Raw genomic sequence first — 16888 nt, forward strand, 5'->3', positions numbered from 1 at the left:
AATGCGCGCCCTTCCCCTGACCATCGGCACCATCCATTTCGTCGGCATCGGCGGCATCGGCATGTCCGGCATCGCCGAGGTGCTGAAGAACCTCGGCTACGCCGTGCAGGGCTCCGACATCGCCGACAACGCCAACGTCAAGCGGCTGCGCGGCCTCGGCATCCCGGTGGCGATCGGCCACCGCGCCGAGAACCTGGGCAACGCCGCCGTGGTGGTGATCTCGTCGGCCGTCAAGCGCGACAACCCGGAGGTGGTGGCCGCCCGCAGCGCGCTCATCCCGGTGGTGCGCCGGGCCGAGATGCTGGGCGAGCTGATGCGCCTGAAATGGGCGATCGCCGTCGGCGGCACCCACGGCAAGACCACCACCACCTCGATGATCGGCACGCTCCTCGAGCATGCCGGGCTCGACCCCACGGTCATCAACGGCGGCATCATCAACGCCTACGGCACCAACACGCGGCTCGGCGAGGGCGACTGGATGGTGGTCGAGGCGGACGAGAGCGACGGCACCTTCACCAAGCTGCCGGCCTGCATCGCCGTGGTCACCAACATGGACCCCGAGCATCTCGACTTCTACGGCACCTTCGAGCGCGAGCGCGACGCCTTCGACACCTTCGTGCAGAACATCCCCTTCTACGGCTTCGCCGCGCTGTGCATCGACCACGCCGAGGTGCAGGCGATGATCCCCCGGGTGTCGGACCGCCGCATCGTCACCTACGGCTTCTCGCCGCAGGCCGACGTGCGCGCCGTGAACGTCGACCTCGGCGCCGACGGGGCGCTGTTCGACGCCATCCTGTCCGACCGCCACAGCGGCGAGACGCGCACGCTCGCCCGCATCCGCCTGCCCATGTTCGGCCAGCACAACGTGCAGAACGCGCTGGCCGCCATAGCCGTCGGCCACGAGATGGGCCTGCCCGACGACGTCATCCACGGCGCCATGGCCAAGTTCACCGGCGTCAAGCGCCGCTTCACCAAGACCGGCGAGTCCGCGGGCGTCGTCGTCATCGACGACTACGGCCACCATCCCGTGGAGATCGCCGCCGTGCTGAAGGCGGCGCGCACCGCCGGCCGCGGCCGCACCATCGCCGTGGTGCAGCCGCACCGCTACAGCCGGCTGGCCAGCCTGTTCGAGGAGTTCTGCACCTGCTTCAACGACGCCGACGCGGTGATCGTGGCCGACGTCTACTCCGCCGGCGAGGCGCCGCTTCCCGGCGCCGACCGCGACGCCCTGGTCGAAGGGCTGCGCATGCACGGCCACCGCCACGTCGTGCCGCTCGCCCGGCCGGAGGAGCTGGCCTCGGTGGTCGGCGGCCTCGCCCGGCCCGGCGACTTCGTGGTCTGCCTGGGCGCCGGCTCCATCACCCAGTGGGCGAACGCGCTGCCGGCCGAGCTCGACGCCCTGCGGGCAGCCGGAGGACGCGCGTGAGCGCGGTGGCGACCATGGCCCAGCCCCATCTCATCGACCGGATGCCGAGGTGCCGCGGGCGGCTCACCGCCGACGCGCCGCTCGCCAACGTCACCTGGTTCCGCGTCGGCGGCCCGGCCGAGGTGATGTTCCGCCCGGCCGACGCCGACGACCTCGCCGAGTTCCTGGCCGCCCTGCCCGCCGAGGTGCCGGTGACGGTGCTGGGCGTGGCCTCGAACCTGCTGATCCGCGACGGCGGCATCCCCGGGGTGACGATCCGCCTGGGGCGCGGCTTCGCCGGCATCGACGTCGCCGGCACCGTCATCGCCGCCGGCGCCGCGGCGCTCGACGTCAACGTCGCCGCGGTCGCCCGCGACAACGGGCTGGCCGGCCTGGAGTTCCTGTCCGGCATCCCGGGCACCATCGGCGGTGCGGTGCGCATGAACGCCGGCGCCTACGGGGCCGAGATCAAGGACGTGCTGCTGGCGGCGCGGGCGCTCGACCGCAGGGGCCAGGCGCACAGCTTCTCCGCCGAGGCGATGGGCTTCCGCTACCGCGGCGCCGCGGCGCCGGACGATCTGATCTTCGTCTCGGCCACCCTGCAGGGCTTCGAGGACGAACCCATCGAGATCCAGCGCCGCATGGCGGAGATCGCCGCCCAGCGCGGGGAAAGCCAGCCGGTGCGCACCCGCACCGGCGGCTCGACCTTCAAGAACCCGCCGGGCGGCCGCAAGGCCTGGCAGTACATCGACGAGGCCGGCTGCCGCGGGCTGCGCGTCGGCGACGCCCAGGTGTCGGAACTCCACTGCAATTTCCTGCTCAACCTGGGCTCGGCCAGCGCCGCCGACCTGGAGGCGTTGGGCGAGGAGGTGCGCCGCCGCGTCCGGGAGGCCAGCGGCGTCGAGCTGGAATGGGAGATCAAGCGGCTCGGGATCGCCAAGGGAGCGGAATGATGGACAGCGGATTCATGGTTCACGGCACGCGCGACGAGCGCATCGAGCGCCTCCTGGAGGAGGCGGCCGCCACCCTGGAGCCGGAGCGGCCGCACCGCGCCCTGCCGCGCCGCCCCCACCTGCCGCGCCGCGCCGGGGCGTGGCCGATGCGCGCCAGCCGGGAGAACGGGAAATGACGCAGCCGCGCAAGCACGTCGCCGTGTTGATGGGCGGCTGGTCGGCCGAGCGGGAGGTCTCGCTCGTGTCCGGTGCGGCCATCGTCAAGGCGCTGGAGGAGGAGGGCTACTCCGTCACCGCGGTCGACGTGCAGCGCGATCTCGACGGGCTGCTGGCCGCCCTGACGCCCCGGCCCGACGTGATCTTCAACGCGCTGCACGGCCGCGGCGGCGAGGACGGCACGATCCAGGGCGTGCTGGCGTTCCTCGACGTCCCGTTCACCCACTCCGGGGTGCTCGCCTCGGCCATCGCCATGGACAAGGCGATGACCAAGCGGGTGCTCGAGACCGTCGGCGTGCGCTCGCCCAAGGGCGTGATCCTGCGCCGCGGCGAGCTGACCGGCGGCGCCCACCCCATGCCGGCCCCCTACATCGTCAAGCCGGTGGACGAGGGCTCGACGGTCGGCGTCACCCTGGTGCGCGAAGGCCAGAACTCCCCGGTCGGCGACGGCTGGACCTTCGGCGAGCGGGTGCTGGTGGAGGAGTTCGTGCCCGGCCGCGAGCTGACCGTCGGCGTCCTCGGCGACCGCGCCCTGACGGTGACGGAGATCGAGTTCACCGCCGAGGTCTTCGACTACACCGCGAAGTACACCGCCGGCCACGCCCGCCACGTCCTGCCGGCCCCCATCCCGGAGGCCGTCGCCGAGGAGGCCAAGCGCGTTGCGCTGCTCGCCCACGAGACGCTGGGGTGCCGTGGCGTGTCGCGCAGCGATTTCCGCTGGGACGACCGCCGGCCCGGCACCGAGGGGCTGTACTTCCTGGAGATCAACAACCAGCCGGGGATGACGCCGCTGTCGCTGGTGCCCGAGCAGGCCGCCCATCTCGGCATCTCCTACGGCGCCCTGGTGGGCTGGATGGTGGAGGACGCCGCATGCCAGCCCGTCTGACCGCCCCGCCCCGGCCGCGGCCGCGCGGCGACACGCCGACGCCGCCGCGCGCCATGGCGAACGCCGCCCAGCGCGGCAACCGCCGCCGCGCCTGGCCGCGCTGGACCCGGCCGGCGCTGCGCACCGGCCTGACCATGCTGCCGGTGGCCGGGCTGTTCAGCGCCGCCTTCTGGATGTGGCAGGCCGGCACCTTGGCCGCCGCCGCCGACGGCGTGCAGCGGTCGGTGGTGGCGATGACCGCCGACGCCGGATTCGCGCTCTCCGACGTGCTGGTCGAAGGCCGCGAGGAGACCGAGCCGGAGGCGGTCCTGGCGGCGCTCGGCGTGCAGCGCGGCGAGGCCATCCTCGCCATCGACCTGGACGCCGCCAAGGCACGGCTGGAGGCCCTGCCCTGGGTGGCGGCGGCCACGGTCGAGCGCCGCCTGCCCGACATCCTGTTCGTGCGCCTCGCCGAACGCCATCCCATGGCGATCTGGCAGCACGACCGCCGGTTCACGGTGATCGACCGCGACGGCCGGCCGCTGGCCGACGCCACCGAGATGGCGAGCCGCGGCAACAAGCGCATCGAGACCCTGCCCCACGTCGTCGGCGCCGACGCGCCGGCCCAGGTGCCGGGCCTGCTGGCGGCGCTGGAATCGGTGCCGGCCCTGCACAGGCGGGTGACCGCGGCGACCTGGGTCGGCGACCGGCGCTGGGACCTGAAGCTGGACAACGGCGTCCTGGTGAAGCTGCCGGAGGAGGCGATGGAGACGGCGCTGCACCAGCTCGCCGAGCTCGACGCCAGCCACCGTCTGCTGGCCCGCGACATCGTCGCCATCGACCTGCGGATGCCGGACCGCATGGTCCTGCAGACGCCGACGGCCGCCGTGCCGGAGGACGGCCGCAAGAAGAAGACGGGGAACAGGACATGAGCGGCAACGAGGCCAGGGGGACTTGAGCATGGGCTTCAGTGGCGGCAAGAAGCCGAAGCGCCCGACCCGCGGTGGCATCGTCGCGGCGCTGGACGTCGGCTCCACCAAGGTGTGCTGCTTCATCGCGCGGGTGGAGGACGCCGGCACTGTGCGCGTGGTCGGCATGGGCCACCAGCTCGCCGCCGGCGTGCGCGCCGGCGCCATCATCGACATGGAGGCGGCGGAGACCTCGATCGGCGCCGCCGTGCACGCCGCCGAGCAGATGGCCGGCGAGACGATCCGCGACGTCGTCGTCAACGTGTCCGGCGGCTATCCCACCTCCCACGCCTTCAACGCCGAGGTCTCGGTGCCCGGCCAGGAGGTCACCGCCAGCGACGTGCGGCGCGCCATGGCCCACGCCCGGGCCCTGCAGATCGGCCCGGACCAGGCGCTGATCCACGCCATCCCGGTGGGCTTCATGCTCGACGGCAACCGCGGCATCCGCGACCCCAAGGGGATGTACGGCGACCGGCTGGGCGTGCAGGTGCACGTCATCACCGCCTCGGCCGGGGCGGTGCGCAACCTGCACACCTGCGTGGCGCGCTGCCATCTCGACATCGAGGCGCAGGTGGTCAGCCCCTACGCCTCCGGCCTCGCCTGCCTGGTCGAGGACGAGACCGAGTTGGGCGTCGCCTGCATCGACATGGGCGGCGGCACCACCACCATCTCGGTCTTCTTCGAAGGCAACATGGTGTGGACCGACTGCATCCCGGTGGGCGGCAGCCACGTCACCAACGACATCGCGCGCGGCCTGACCACCCCGGTGGTCCACGCCGAGCGCATGAAGACGCTCTTCGGCAGCGCCATGGCGAGCGCCGCCGACGAGCGCGAAATGATCGAGGTCCCCCAGGTGGGCGAGGAGGAGCGCGGGCACACCAACCAGGTGCCGCGCTCGCTGCTGGTGCGCATCGTCCAGCCGCGCCTGGAGGAGATCTTCGAGCTGGTCCGCTCCCGTCTCGAACAGTCCGGCTTCGCCAAGCTGGCCGGGCGGCGGGTCGTGCTCACCGGCGGGGCCAGCCAGCTCCCCGGCACGCGCGAACTGGCCCAGCTCATCCTCGACAAGCAGGTCCGGCTCGGCCGGCCGACCCGCATCGCGGGCTTGGCCGACGCCGCCGGCGGTCCGGCGTTCTCCACCGCCGCCGGGCTGTTGCTTCACGCCGTGCGTCACCCCGCCGAACTGCCGGTGGCCGGTCACGAGACCGTCCACGCGTCGGGCCTGTGGGGCCGCGTCGGCCTCTGGCTGCGGGAGAACCTGTGATGGGGACTCCCGCCGCCGAACGCGTCTTCCTGGCGTCCCGCCGCCTCTTCGAGAACGAAGGGGATGGAGCGGCGGGATCAGAACTGCCGGAACACGTCATTGCCAAACCGCCGGAAACAACCGGCGTCTGAACGACAGAGCGATCAAAGACATTGGAAGGTTGTGGAGGCTAACATGATCAACGTTTCCATTCCCCAGATCGAGCCCGAGCTGAAGCCGCGCATCACCGTCTTCGGCGTCGGCGGCGCCGGCGGCAACGCCGTCAGCAACATGATCAAGTCGAACCTGGAAGGGGTCGACTTCGTCGTCGGCAACACCGACGCCCAGGCGCTGAAGGGCAGCCTGGCCGAGAAGCGCATCCAGCTCGGCAACACGGTGACCCGCGGCCTCGGCGCCGGCTCCAAGCCCGACGTCGGCCGCGCCGCCGCCGAGGAGCAGATCGAGGAGATCGCCCAGCACCTCGAAGGGGCGAACATGGTGTTCATCACCGCCGGCATGGGCGGCGGCACGGGCACCGGTGCGGCCCCGGTGATCGCCCGCTGCGCGCGCGAGCGCGGCCTGCTGACCGTCGGCGTGGTGACCAAGCCCTTCCACTTCGAGGGCGCGCACCGCATGCGCCTGGCCGAGCAGGGCATCGCCGAGCTGCAGCAGTACGTCGACACCCTGATCATCATCCCGAACCAGAACCTGTTCCGCATCGCCAACGAGAAGACGACGTTCGCCGACGCCTTCAAGATGGCCGACGACGTGCTGCATTCCGGCGTGCGCGGCGTGACCGACCTGATGGTGATGCCGGGCCTCATCAACCTCGACTTCGCCGACATCCGCTCGGTGATGACCGAGATGGGCAAGGCGATGATGGGCACCGGCGAGGCGATGGGCGAGCGCCGCGCCATCGAGGCGGCCGAGGCGGCCATCTCCAACCCGCTGCTCGACGACGTGTCGATGAAGGGGGCGCGCGGCGTCCTCATCAACATCACCGGCGGCTACGACATGACCCTGTTCGAGGTCGACGAGGCGGCCAACCGCATCCGCGACGAGGTCGACCCCGACGCCAACATCATCTTCGGCTCGACCTTCGACAGCTCCATGGAGGGCACCATGCGGGTGTCGGTGGTCGCCACCGGCATCGACGCCGCCGCCATGGCCAGCCCGCGCCCGGCCCAGCCGGTCAGCCTGTCGGTGGTGTCCGACCGCACCCGCAAGCCGGCCGGCCTGCCGGGTCTGTCGGCCGCCGCGCCGGCGGCCGCCCCGGTCGCGGCTCCGGCGGCGCCGGCGGCGCCGACCGCCGCCACCGCCAGCGCCGGCCTGGGGGCCGCCGCCGCGGCCACCCAGGCGCTGAAGGCCCAGCCCATCGCCACCGCCGCCACCGCCTTCGCGCTCGAGGCCCCGGTGCCCCAGCCCGAGGCGCCGCAGGCGCCGGCGCACCCGCAGGCCCACCCGCAGGCCTACGCGGAGCCGGTCCAGCCGGCGCCGCAGCCGGCCGCCCCGGTGGCGGTGCAGGCGGCCCCGGCGGCCCCCCGTCCGGCCGCCGGCCCGGTGACGGCGGAGCGCCGCGACGGTCACTTCATCGCGCCGAAGCCGGCCGATCCCGGCCCGCGCCCGGCCCTGACCGCCGGTCCGGCCCCGGCGCCGGCCGTCGAGGTCCACCATGACGCGCCGCGCAAGCGCACCTCGCTGTTCAACCTGGTGACCGGCCTCGGCCGCCGGCGCGACGACACCGCCGAGGCCGCCCCGGCTCCGGCCGTCCCGGCCCCGGCAGCGCAGCCGGCGCCGCGCGTCGGCCTGGAAGCCACGGCCCAGCCCAAGATGGCGCCGCACGACGAGGAGGTGCTGGACATCCCGGCCTTCCTGCGCCGTCAGGCCAACTGATCCGGCGGCCGCGGCGATCGCGGCCGCCACCCGAGGTCCTTCCTCCAAAGGACCCCGCCAGCACCGGCACCCGCCGGGCTGGCGGGTTCACAACCTTCCCTGAGACTCAGGCCTCCGGCTCGCCGACTCGGCGGACCGGAGGCTCTTTTCGTTTGGGCATCCAACAAGTATTCACCGGAACCGCGCGGCCTCCGTCGCGTTGCAACATTTCGTAATAAAGAGTGATTTGTTCTCGCCCTGGGCCGGTGGTACCCCATAACCGTGGTCGTGCAGCGACGCGACCCGCGCGAGACACGCCGGCGGCCCCAGCGACGACGCAACCAGCGACGACGCAAGACGCCGGCAGCGACGGAATAAAGACAGGGAAAGAGCCGTGACCCACATCCGCGCCACCTCGAACGGGCTGTTCCAGCACACGCTGCGGAGCGCCATTCACAGCAGCGGCGTCGGCCTCCATTCCGGTTCGACGGTGTCCCTGACCATCGCTCCGGCCGAGGCCGGCAGCGGCATCCTCTTCGTGCGCACGGACAAGCGCGGCGCCGCCGCCGCCGAGATCCCGGCGCGGTGGGACGCGGTGGCCGACAGCCGCCTGTGCACGGTGATCGCCAACGCCGAGGGCACCAGTGTCGGCACGGTGGAGCACCTGATGGCGGCGCTGGCCGGCTGCGGCATCGACAACGCGGTGGTGTCCCTCGACGCCGGCGAGGTGCCGATCATGGACGGCAGCTCCGCCCCCTTCGTGGCGATGATCGAGCGCGCCGGACGCCTGGAGCAGGCCGTTCCGCGCCGCGCCATCCGCATCCTCAGGCCGGTCGCCGTGACCGAGGGCTCCAAGTCCGCCAGCCTGGTGCCCGGCGAGGGCTCGACCTACAGCTTCGAGATCGACTTCGACAACGCCGTGGTGGCGCGCCAGAGCGCCAGCTTCGACCTCGTTCCCGGCGCCTTCGGCCAGGACATCGCCCGCGCCCGCACCTTCGGCTTCCTGCACGAGGTGGACGCCATGCGCCGCGCCGGCCTGGCGCTCGGCGGCTCGCTGGACAACGCCATCGTCATCGACCGCGACCGCGTCCTCAACGAGGGCGGCCTGCGCTTCGAGGACGAGTTCGTGCGCCACAAGATCCTCGACGCGGTCGGCGACCTCTACCTCGCCGGCGCGCCGATCCTCGGCCACTTCCACGGCTGCCGCTCCAGCCACGCGCTGAACAACAAGCTGCTGCGCGCCCTGTTCGCCGACAGCGGCGCCTGGTGCTACGAGACGCCGGCCGCGCTGCTGCAGGGCTGGACCGCCCGCCCGGCGCTGGCCGTCGCCTGAGTTTTCCGCCTGAGTTTTCCGCCTGAGTTTTCCGCTTCCTCCCCAAACTCGGAACCGCCCTCCCCCTCGCTCGGGGAGGGCGTTTTGTTTGGCGCCGGCCGGCGCCCGACGCTACGCTCGGTCCGTCCCGGTGCTCCGCGACTCGGCGGCGCGGGCGAGCGCAAGCGCCAGCTCGTTCGGGCGGAACGGCTTGCGGAGCTGCTGGGAGAAGGCGCGGTGGGCGCCGTCGGGCAGTTCGGCGTAGCCGGTCGCCAGCACGATCGGCAGGTCGGGACGCTGGCCGCGGATCGCCGTGGCGAGCTGGATGCCGGTCATGCCGGGCATCACCTGGTCGGTGACCACGACGTCGACGGCGCAGCCGTCGGCCAGCAGCTCCAGCGCCTCCCGCCCGGAGCCGGCGCGCACGGGGTCGTGGCCCAGCGCCTCCAGCACCGTGACCATGCCCATCAGCACCAGCGGGTCGTCGTCGACCACCAGCACGGTCAGCCGGCGGCCGTCCGCCCCGCCGGGCTCCGGCGCCGGCGGCGGTGACGGCTTGGCCAGCGCCCACGCCTCGCTGCGGGCGACCGGCAGCAGGATCTCGGCGGTGGTGCCGGCGCCGGGCGCACTGCGCAGGACGAACCGGCCGCCGGACTGGGCCGCCAGGCCGTGCACCATCGACAGCCCCAGCCCGGTGCCCTTGCCGGCGCCCTTGGTGGTGAAGAAGGGCTCGGTGGCACGGCGCAGCGTCGCCTCGTCCATGCCGACGCCGGTGTCGCCGACGACGAGACGCACGAAGCCCTCCGGCGTCGCCTCGGCGGCGATGGTCAGGGTGCCGCCGTCGGGCATGGCGTCGCGCGCGTTCACCGCCAGGTTGAGGATCGCCATCTCGAGCTGGTTGGCGTCGACCAGCGCCTTGGGCGTGCCCACGGGAAAGCGGGTGTCGATGCGAACCTGGGGGCCGAGCGACCGCGTCAGCAGCTCGGTCATGCCGAACACCAGCTCGGGAATGGCGACCGGCTCCGGCTTCAGCTCCTGCTTGCGGGCGAAGGCCAGCATGCGCTGGGTCAGCGAGGCGCCGCGGTGGGCCGCCTGCATGGCGTTGTCGATCAGCTTGGGCAGGCGGGCGTCGCCGGCGGGCAACCGCGTCTTGACCACCTCCAGGCTGGTCAGGATCGCCATCAGCAGGTTGTTGAAGTCGTGGGCGATGCCGCCGGTCAGGCGGCCGATGCTCTCCATCTTCTGCATCTGCACGAGCTGGGCCGCCGCCTCCTCGATCCGGCGCTCGAGGCCGGCGTTGACGGTGCGCAGCGCCTCCTGCGCCGCCTTCAGGTCATGGACGTCGGTCGCCGTGCCGTACCAGCGCACGACGGCGCCGGCGGTGTCGCGGGTCGCGATGGCGCGGCTGATGTGCCAGCGGTGGCCGCCGCCGGCCTGGGCCACCCGGTGCTCCATCTGGAAGGGCTCGCCGGTGGCGACCGCCCGGTTCCAGGCTTCCAGGGTCGCGGCGCGGTCGTCGGCATGCAGCGCGGGGGCCCACGTCCAGTGCTCGTCGCCGCCGTCGGACAGGCCCGCATACGCACCGACGCGGTCGTTGTAGAAGTCGACGTGCCCCGTCGCGTCGGCGGTCCACACGAGCTGCGGCATGGCGTTGGCCATGTCGCGGAAGCGCCGCTCGCTGTCGCGCAGGCGCTCGAGGATCTCGGTGCGCTCGTGCACGTCGAGCACGGACCCGATGTAGCCGAGCCAGGTGCCGTCCTCGGCGAAGCGCGGTGCGGCGGCGTCGATCGCCCAGCGGTAGCGGCCGTCGGCCCGGCGCAGCCGGTATTCGAGGCGGAAGGCGGCGCGCCGGGCGTTGGCCTCGCCGAAGATCTCCGCGGAGCGCGGCCGGTCCTCGGGATGGACGGCGTCCAGCCAGCCGAATCCCAGCCCTTCGTCGGAGGTCTGGCCGGTGTACTCGAACCAGGAGCGCGACAGGAAGCTGCAGCGCCCGTCGGGCTCGGTCGCCCACACCAGTACCGGTGCGTTGTCCGCGAGATGGCGGAACCGCGCCTCGCTCTCGCGCACCGCCTCGGCCGCCTGCCGGCGCACCCGCGCCAGCTCCAGGGTGGCGCCGACGCGGGCCACCAGCTCGCGCGCCGAGAAGGGTTTGACGAGATAGTCGTCGGCGCCGACCTCGAAGCCCTCGATGCTCTCGTCCTCGCCGGCCCGCGCCGACAGCAGGATGATCGGCAGGTCGGCCAGGGCGGGATCGCCGCGCACCGCCCGCACCAGCCCGAAGCCGTCGAGGCGCGGCATCATGACGTCGGTCAGGAGCAGGTCGGGCCGCGCCGCCCGCACCGCCGCCAGCGCCGCCTCGCCGTCGGCGACCGCCTCGACCGCGTAGCGGCCGGCGAGCAGGCGGCGCACGTAGTCCCGCATGTCGGCGTTGTCGTCGGCGAGCACGATGCGCGGCCGGCCGGCCGGCGGCGGCCCGGCGCCCTCCGGCGCCGCACCGGGCGCGACGTCGGCCGGCGCCGCGTCGGGCAGCCAGCGCAGGGCCTCCTCGACGAAGGCCTCGGCGCGCCCCGACGACGCGGGCGCCGGCTCCCCCTCCTGCACCAGTTCGGGCGGCAGGTGGGCGGTGCCGAAGGGGATCGTCACCGTGAAGGCGGTTCCCCGGCCGACGACGCTCTCCACCCGCACGGTGCCCCCGTGCAGGCGGATCAGCTCCTGCGACAGGGACAGGCCGATGCCGCTGCCCTCATGGCTGCGGCCGGCGGCGTTGGCGACGCGGTGGAACCGCTCGAACAGGCGGGGCAGCTCGTGCTCCGGGATGCCGGTGCCGGTGTCGCGGACGACCAGCTCCGCCGAGGCGCCGGCCGGCCGCAGCACCACCGCGATCTCACCCTCCAGGGTGAACTTGAAGGCGTTGGACAGCAGGTTGAGGACGATCTTCTCCCAGCTGTCGCGGTCGACGTGGACCGGCCGCGGCAGGGGCGGACAGTCGACCACCAGGGCGAGGCCGGCCTTCTCCGTGGCCGAGCGGAAATTGCTCGCCAGCTCGGCGGTCAGGGCCGCCAGGTCGGTGGGCTGGAAACGCGCCTGCACCCGCCCGGCCTCCAGGCGCGAGACGTCGAGCAGCGCGTTGACCATGCGCAGCAGCCGCAGGCCGTTGCGATGGACGATGCGCACCCGCTCGACCTCGGCGGCCGGCAGCCGCTCGGCATCGGCCAGCGCCTCCTCCAGGGGGCCCAGCATCAGGGTGAGCGGCGTGCGGAACTCGTGGCTGACGTTGGAGAAGAAGGCGGTCTTGGCGCGGTCGACCTCGGCCAGCGCCTCGGCGCGCCGGCGCTCCCCCTCGTAGGCGTCGGCGTTGCCGATGGCGCCGGCGATCTGCCCGGCGACGAGGTCGAGGAAGCCGCGGTAGCCGTCGTCGAACAGCCGGAACGGGTTGAGCCCGACCACCAGCAGCCCGTCCTGCCCGGTCTCGCTGGCGGCCGGCAGCGGCAGGACCGCGGCGCGGTCGGCCGGCCGCGTCCACGGTCCCGTCGGGAAGGGTGCGGCGAACCGCTCCGCCAGCCCCTCCACCACCTCGACCCCGCGCGCCTTTTCGGGCATCGGCCAGGGCGCCGAGGCGCCGAACTCCAGCCGCTGCGGTGCCGCCGGATGGTCGCGGCCGATCCCCTGCACGCCGGCGAGCGTGGCACCGCCGCCGGGCTCGCTCAGGTAGATCATCGCGAAGGGCAGGTCGTGCCGGTCCCCCGCCAGCGCCGCGGCGGCGCGCGCGCACACGTCCGGCCGGTTGCGGGCGTCGGCGGTGCCGGCGGCGAGGTCGCGCAGCAAGGCGAGCTGGCGCTCGCCGATCACGCGGCGCGTGTCGTCGGTGTTGGCGCAGATGATGCCGCCGGCGCTGCCGTCGTCGTCGGGGATCGGGCTGTAGGAGAAGGTGTAGTAGGTCTCCTCGGGATAGCCGTTGCGCTCCATGACCAGGAGCTGGCCCTCGACGTAGGTGCCCTCGATGCCCGTCATCGCCTGCGACAGCATCGGCCCGATGTCGTGCCAGATCTCGCGCCACACCACGGCGGTGGGCCGCCCCAGCCCGTGCGGGTGCTTGCCGCCGATGATGGCCTTGTAGGGATCGTTGTAGAAGAAGATCAGGTCCGGCCCCCAGCCGATCCAGATCGGCTGGCGCGAGGTGAGCATGATGCGCACCGCCGTCTTCAGGCTCTGCGGCCAACCCTCGCACGACCCCAGGGAGGTGGCCGCCCAGTCGAACGCCCGCATCCGCTCGCCCATCTCGCCGCCGCCCGCGAGAAACGCCTGGGACGCCGCGCCCGCCACTGCCGCACCGTGACCGCCGTTCTGGCCCATCCGTTTCCCACCGAGCGATTGCGGCTCGACGCTACCGCAATCGCGGATGGGTTTCCCACCCCGGCGATGGATAACCGACGGAAGTCATAGGGTCCGTCACTCCATCGCGCCGAGTTCCTCGTTGATGTCGTCGACAATGCCGAAGCACTGGATCGCCGGGTCGCGCGCACGCCCGAGCAGGCGCCGGCCGGTTCCGGCGGCGCGGCCCCGTCAGGCCGCCACCTCGTTCACCATCTGCAGGAGGCTGCCGAGCGTACCGCTGCCCAGCCGGCTGGACAGGGTGGACACGGAGCCGGCCTGGGACGACGTGCCGGCCATCCGCTCGGCGTAGGACACGACGCCGTCCTGGTTGGTGTCGAGGGGATCGTAGCTGGTCGCGGAAGCGGCGCCACCGGCACCGCCGGCACCGCCGGCGGCGCTGCCGCTGGCGGTCGTGGCAGCGGCCGCCTCCTCCGATCCGGCGGCCGAGCCGGTCGCCGAGCCGGTGGCCGAGCCATCGGCCCGTTGCGGCGGTGGCGGAGCCGGCGGTGCGGCCTCTTGCAGGGCGGCCGTCAACTCCTCCTCGCTCACCGCCCCGTCCTCGTCGCCGTCGAGACTGGCCAGCAGCTCTTCGGCCATGCCGGCGGCGGCGGCGGAGTCGTCGTCGCCGGACAGGGCGGTGGTCAGTTCATCGGCGCTGATCGACCCGTCCTCGTCACCGTCCAGGCTGGCGAACAGCGCGTCGGCCGGAGACGAGCCGGCGGCGCTCTCCTCCTGGGCCGACAGCAGGGTCGCGGCGCCGGCGACGTCGAACTGGCTGGCGAACGACGAGAACGCGACGGCGCTGACGCCGCCGCTGCCGTCGCTGTCCAGGTCGGACACCATCCGCGCGGCCAGCGACGCCGTCCCGGCGTCCCCGGATTCGAGGGCCTCCGTCTTGCGGACCGTCGCGCTGTCGCCGCTGCGGGACAGCAGCGACTGCAGGATCGCCGCCGTTCCGCCGCTGCCGTACCCACCGACGCTGCTCACCATGGTGCCGCCTCCTTCCTCGCGGCGAGCGCCGACCCTTCGTCGCTCGGTGATGGTGATACGGGCCACGAGGTGCACTCCTGCGCCGGCGGCGCACGTGTCGGGGCGATTCCGCGGCGCTCTTTCATCCTCCTTGTGGCGGGCCCTTGGCGCCGTGCTATATAGGGGCCACCTTTCCCGAGCCTCATGAGACCGATGCGCGTTCCCCCCTTCCGCACGCCGCTCGCGGCGTTCCTGGTCGCGCTGGCGCTGGCGGCCTGCTCCAGCACACCCGACGAGCCGGAGTATGTCGAGCGGCCGGCCGAATCCATCTTCCAGGAGGCCGAGGCGGCCATGAAGGACGGCCGTTACCAGACCGCCGCCCAGCTGTTCGACGAGGTGGAGCGCCAGCACCCCTACTCGACCTGGGCGACCAAGGCGCAGCTGCGCGCGGCCTACGCCCATTACGAGGACCTGAAGTACGACGACGCCATCCTGGCCGCCGACCGCTTCATCCAGCTCCACCCCGGCAACCCGGACGTCGCCTACGCCTATTATCTGCGCGCCGTCAGCTACTACGAGCAGATCACCGACGTGCGGCGCGACCAGCGGATGACCCGCCAGGCCCTGAACGCGCTGTCGGAGGTGGTGCGCCGCTTCCCCGGCACCGACTACGCCCGCGACGCCAAGCTGAAGATCGACCTGACCAGCGACCACCTCGCCGGGAAGGAGATGGAGGTCGGCCGCTTCTACCAGAACCAGGGCCAGTGCACCGCCGCCATCGGCCGCTTCCGCACGGTGGTGGAGCAGTACCAGACGACGTCCCACGTGCCCGAGGCGCTGCATCGTCTCGTCGAGTGCTACCTCGCCCTCGGCGTCGTCGACGAGGCGAAGACCGCAGCCGCCGTCCTGGGCCACAACTTCCCCGGCAGCGAATGGTATCTCGACAGCTACGCGCTTCTGGTCGACGCGAACGTCCGCCCGGAGAGGAACGAGAACTCGTGGATCAGCAAAGCCTGGAACTCCCTGTTCTAGGCCGCTCGACGCTGGTCGCCCTGACGATCCGGGACGTCGTCCTGATCGAGCGGCTGGTGCTGAACCTGCGCTCCGGCCTGGGCGTGCTGACCGGCGAGACCGGCGCCGGCAAGTCGATCCTGCTCGACGCGCTGGGCTTGGCGCTGGGGGCCCGCGCCGATTCCGGGCTGGTCCGCCGCGGCGCCGACCAGGCCTCGGTGACCGCCGAGTTCGAGCTGGCCGGCGACCACCCGGCGCTCGAGGTCCTGCGCGAGCAGGGGCTCGACGCCGAGGAGCGGCTTGTGGTGCGCCGCACCGTCAGCGCCGACGGCCGCAGCCGCGCCTGGGTCAACGACCAGGCCGTCGGCGTCGCCCTGCTCAAGCGCCTGGGCGAGGAGCTGGTCGAGGTGCACGGCCAGTTCGACACCCACGGGCTGCTCAACCCGCAGACCCACCGCGGCCTGCTCGACGCCTACGCCGGGCTGGAGACGCGGGCGTCCCAGGTCGCCGCGGCGCACCGCGCCTGGCGCCAGGTCGAGGATGCCCGCGCCGGCGCCGCCGCCGAGATCGCCCGCGCCCGCGCCGAGGAGGAGTACCTGCGCCACGCCGTGGCCGAGCTGGACGCGCTCGCCCCCAAGCCCGGCGAGGAGGAGGAGCTGGCCGAGACCCGCGCCGTGCTGATGCACCGCGAGAAGGTGGTCGAGGCGATGAACCAGGCCTTCGCCGAGCTGTCGGGCGAACGCGGCGCGGAGCGCCTGCTGGCCAGCGCCGCCCGCACCCTGACGCGCATCGCCGACAAGGCCGGCGGCCGGCTCGATCCGGTGATCGCCGCGCTCGACCGGGCGGCGGCCGAGGCGGAGGAGGCGGCGGGCGCGCTGCAGGCGGCCTCGGCCGACATCGACATGGACCCCGGTGCCCTGGAGAAGCTGGAGGAGCGGCTGTTCGCCCTGCGCGCCGCCGCCCGCAAGCACGCGGTGGAGGTCGACGCCCTGGCCGCCCTGCGCGACGACTTCGCCCGCCGGCTGCTGCTGATCGAGGACCAGGGCGACCTGCTGGCGCGGCTGGCGCGCGAGACGGAGACGGCGCGCGCCGCCTACGCCAAGGCCGCCGAGGCGCTGAGCGGCGAACGGCGCAAGGCGGCCGGCCGGCTCGACAAGGCGGTGGCGGCGGAGCTGGCGCCGCTGAAGATGGAGAAGGCGCGCTTCCACACCTTGGTGGAGCCGCAGGAGGAGGCCGACTGGGGCCCGGCCGGCATCGACCGCGTCGCCTTCCAGGTCGCCACCAACCCCGGCGCCGCGCCCGGCCCCATCAACAAGATCGCCTCGGGCGGCGAGCTCGCCCGCTTCATGCTGGCGCTGAAGGTGGTGCTGGCACAGACCGGCACCGTCGGCACCCTGGTGTTCGACGAGGTGGACACCGGCATCGGCGGCGCCGTCGCCGCCGCCGTGGGCGAGCGCCTGGCGCGCCTGGGCCACGCGCTCCAGGTGCTGGTGGTGACCCACAGCCCGCAGGTGGCGGCGCGCGGCGCCGTCCACCTGAAGGTGCAGAAGGCGGTCAAGGGCGAGCACGTCACCACCAGCGTCGCCGTGCTGGACGGCGAGGAGCGGCGCGAGGAGATCGCCCGCATGCTGTCCGGCGCCACCGTCACCGCCGAGGCCCGCGCCGCCGCGGACAGCCTGATCGCCGGGCGGGCGTAGGCGGCG

The 16888-nt window shown here is 73.2% G+C and carries 12 protein-coding genes; 10 read left to right on the forward strand and 2 right to left on the reverse strand.

Going from position 1 to position 16888, the window contains the following annotated elements; translation table 11 throughout:
• The first annotated feature begins 1 nt into the window (after position 1).
• The 8 genes from murC (at position 2) to lpxC (ending at position 8852) form a co-directional block, all read left to right on the forward strand.
• The gene (gene murC, locus ACSBPG_RS07040; RefSeq protein WP_435536420.1) at positions 2 to 1426 is read left to right on the forward strand and encodes a UDP-N-acetylmuramate--L-alanine ligase; all 1425 of its coding nucleotides are present in this window, start codon (positions 2 to 4) and stop codon (positions 1424 to 1426) included.
• A 14-nt stretch (positions 1427 to 1440) separates the two neighbouring features.
• Positions 1441 to 2358, forward strand: a complete 918-nt coding sequence (gene murB / locus ACSBPG_RS07045; protein WP_435536520.1) for a UDP-N-acetylmuramate dehydrogenase — start codon at positions 1441 to 1443, stop codon at positions 2356 to 2358.
• Positions 2359 to 2372: 14 nt separating this feature from the next.
• Complete coding sequence (locus ACSBPG_RS07050) at positions 2373 to 2534, forward strand: hypothetical protein (protein WP_435536421.1); 162 nt, start codon at positions 2373 to 2375, stop codon at positions 2532 to 2534.
• Entirely contained in the window at positions 2531 to 3460 is a 930-nt protein-coding gene (locus ACSBPG_RS07055; RefSeq protein WP_435536422.1) for a D-alanine--D-alanine ligase, read from the forward strand. The genes ACSBPG_RS07050 and ACSBPG_RS07055 overlap by 4 nt, the downstream gene beginning before the upstream one ends.
• Positions 3445 to 4371 (forward strand): cell division protein FtsQ/DivIB, encoded by a 927-nt coding sequence (locus tag ACSBPG_RS07060; RefSeq protein WP_435536423.1) that lies wholly within the window; start codon positions 3445 to 3447, stop codon positions 4369 to 4371. The genes ACSBPG_RS07055 and ACSBPG_RS07060 overlap by 16 nt, the downstream gene beginning before the upstream one ends.
• A gap of 28 nt (positions 4372 to 4399) precedes the next feature.
• Positions 4400 to 5668 carry a cell division protein FtsA gene (gene ftsA / locus ACSBPG_RS07065; protein ID WP_435536424.1) on the forward strand — a complete coding sequence of 423 codons (1269 nt, stop codon included), beginning with the start codon at positions 4400 to 4402 and terminating at the stop codon, positions 5666 to 5668.
• Between the two features lie 174 nt (positions 5669 to 5842).
• Positions 5843 to 7540, forward strand: coding sequence for a cell division protein FtsZ (gene ftsZ, locus ACSBPG_RS07070; RefSeq protein WP_435536425.1), 1698 nt, complete (start codon positions 5843 to 5845; stop codon positions 7538 to 7540).
• A gap of 373 nt (positions 7541 to 7913) precedes the next feature.
• Complete coding sequence (gene lpxC / locus ACSBPG_RS07075; protein ID WP_435536426.1) at positions 7914 to 8852, forward strand: UDP-3-O-acyl-N-acetylglucosamine deacetylase; 939 nt, start codon at positions 7914 to 7916, stop codon at positions 8850 to 8852.
• Positions 8853 to 8963: 111 nt separating this feature from the next.
• Here lpxC and ACSBPG_RS07080 read toward each other — a convergent pair whose 3' ends face one another.
• Complete coding sequence (locus ACSBPG_RS07080; RefSeq protein ID WP_435536427.1) at positions 8964 to 13184, reverse strand: ATP-binding protein; 4221 nt, start codon at positions 13182 to 13184, stop codon at positions 8964 to 8966.
• A 210-nt stretch (positions 13185 to 13394) separates the two neighbouring features.
• The gene (locus ACSBPG_RS07085; protein WP_435536428.1) at positions 13395 to 14195 is read right to left on the reverse strand and encodes a hypothetical protein; all 801 of its coding nucleotides are present in this window, start codon (positions 14193 to 14195) and stop codon (positions 13395 to 13397) included.
• Between the two features lie 192 nt (positions 14196 to 14387).
• On the opposite strand from ACSBPG_RS07085, the gene ACSBPG_RS07090 reads away from it, so the two are divergent.
• Positions 14388 to 15206, forward strand: coding sequence for an outer membrane protein assembly factor BamD (locus ACSBPG_RS07090; protein WP_435536429.1), 819 nt, complete (start codon positions 14388 to 14390; stop codon positions 15204 to 15206).
• Entirely contained in the window at positions 15173 to 16882 is a 1710-nt protein-coding gene (gene recN, locus ACSBPG_RS07095; RefSeq protein WP_435536430.1) for a DNA repair protein RecN, read from the forward strand. Before ACSBPG_RS07090 ends, recN begins: the two co-directional genes overlap by 34 nt.
• Positions 16883 to 16888 lie beyond the last annotated feature (6 nt).

Origin of the sequence: Azospirillum sp. ST 5-10 (genome assembly GCF_051225715.1) — a bacterium.
Taxonomy (GTDB): domain Bacteria; phylum Pseudomonadota; class Alphaproteobacteria; order Azospirillales; family Azospirillaceae; genus Azospirillum.

Bases quoted from the DNA above. Each gene is read 5' to 3' on its own strand.
- murC (WP_435536420.1), top strand. From the start codon at position 2: ATGCGCGCCCTTCCCCTGACCATCGGCACCATCCATTTCGTCGGCATC.
- murB (WP_435536520.1), top strand. From the start codon at position 1,441: ATGGCCCAGCCCCATCTCATCGACCGGATGCCGAGGTGCCGCGGGCGG.
- ACSBPG_RS07050 (WP_435536421.1), top strand. From the start codon at position 2,373: ATGGTTCACGGCACGCGCGACGAGCGCATCGAGCGCCTCCTGGAGGAG.
- ACSBPG_RS07055 (WP_435536422.1), top strand. From the start codon at position 2,531: ATGACGCAGCCGCGCAAGCACGTCGCCGTGTTGATGGGCGGCTGGTCG.
- ACSBPG_RS07060 (WP_435536423.1), top strand. From the start codon at position 3,445: ATGCCAGCCCGTCTGACCGCCCCGCCCCGGCCGCGGCCGCGCGGCGAC.
- ftsA (WP_435536424.1), top strand. From the start codon at position 4,400: ATGGGCTTCAGTGGCGGCAAGAAGCCGAAGCGCCCGACCCGCGGTGGC.
- ftsZ (WP_435536425.1), top strand. From the start codon at position 5,843: ATGATCAACGTTTCCATTCCCCAGATCGAGCCCGAGCTGAAGCCGCGC.
- ACSBPG_RS07080 (WP_435536427.1), bottom strand. From the start codon at position 13,184: ATGGGCCAGAACGGCGGTCACGGTGCGGCAGTGGCGGGCGCGGCGTCC.
- ACSBPG_RS07085 (WP_435536428.1), bottom strand. From the start codon at position 14,195: ATGGTGAGCAGCGTCGGTGGGTACGGCAGCGGCGGAACGGCGGCGATC.
- ACSBPG_RS07090 (WP_435536429.1), top strand. From the start codon at position 14,388: ATGCGCGTTCCCCCCTTCCGCACGCCGCTCGCGGCGTTCCTGGTCGCG.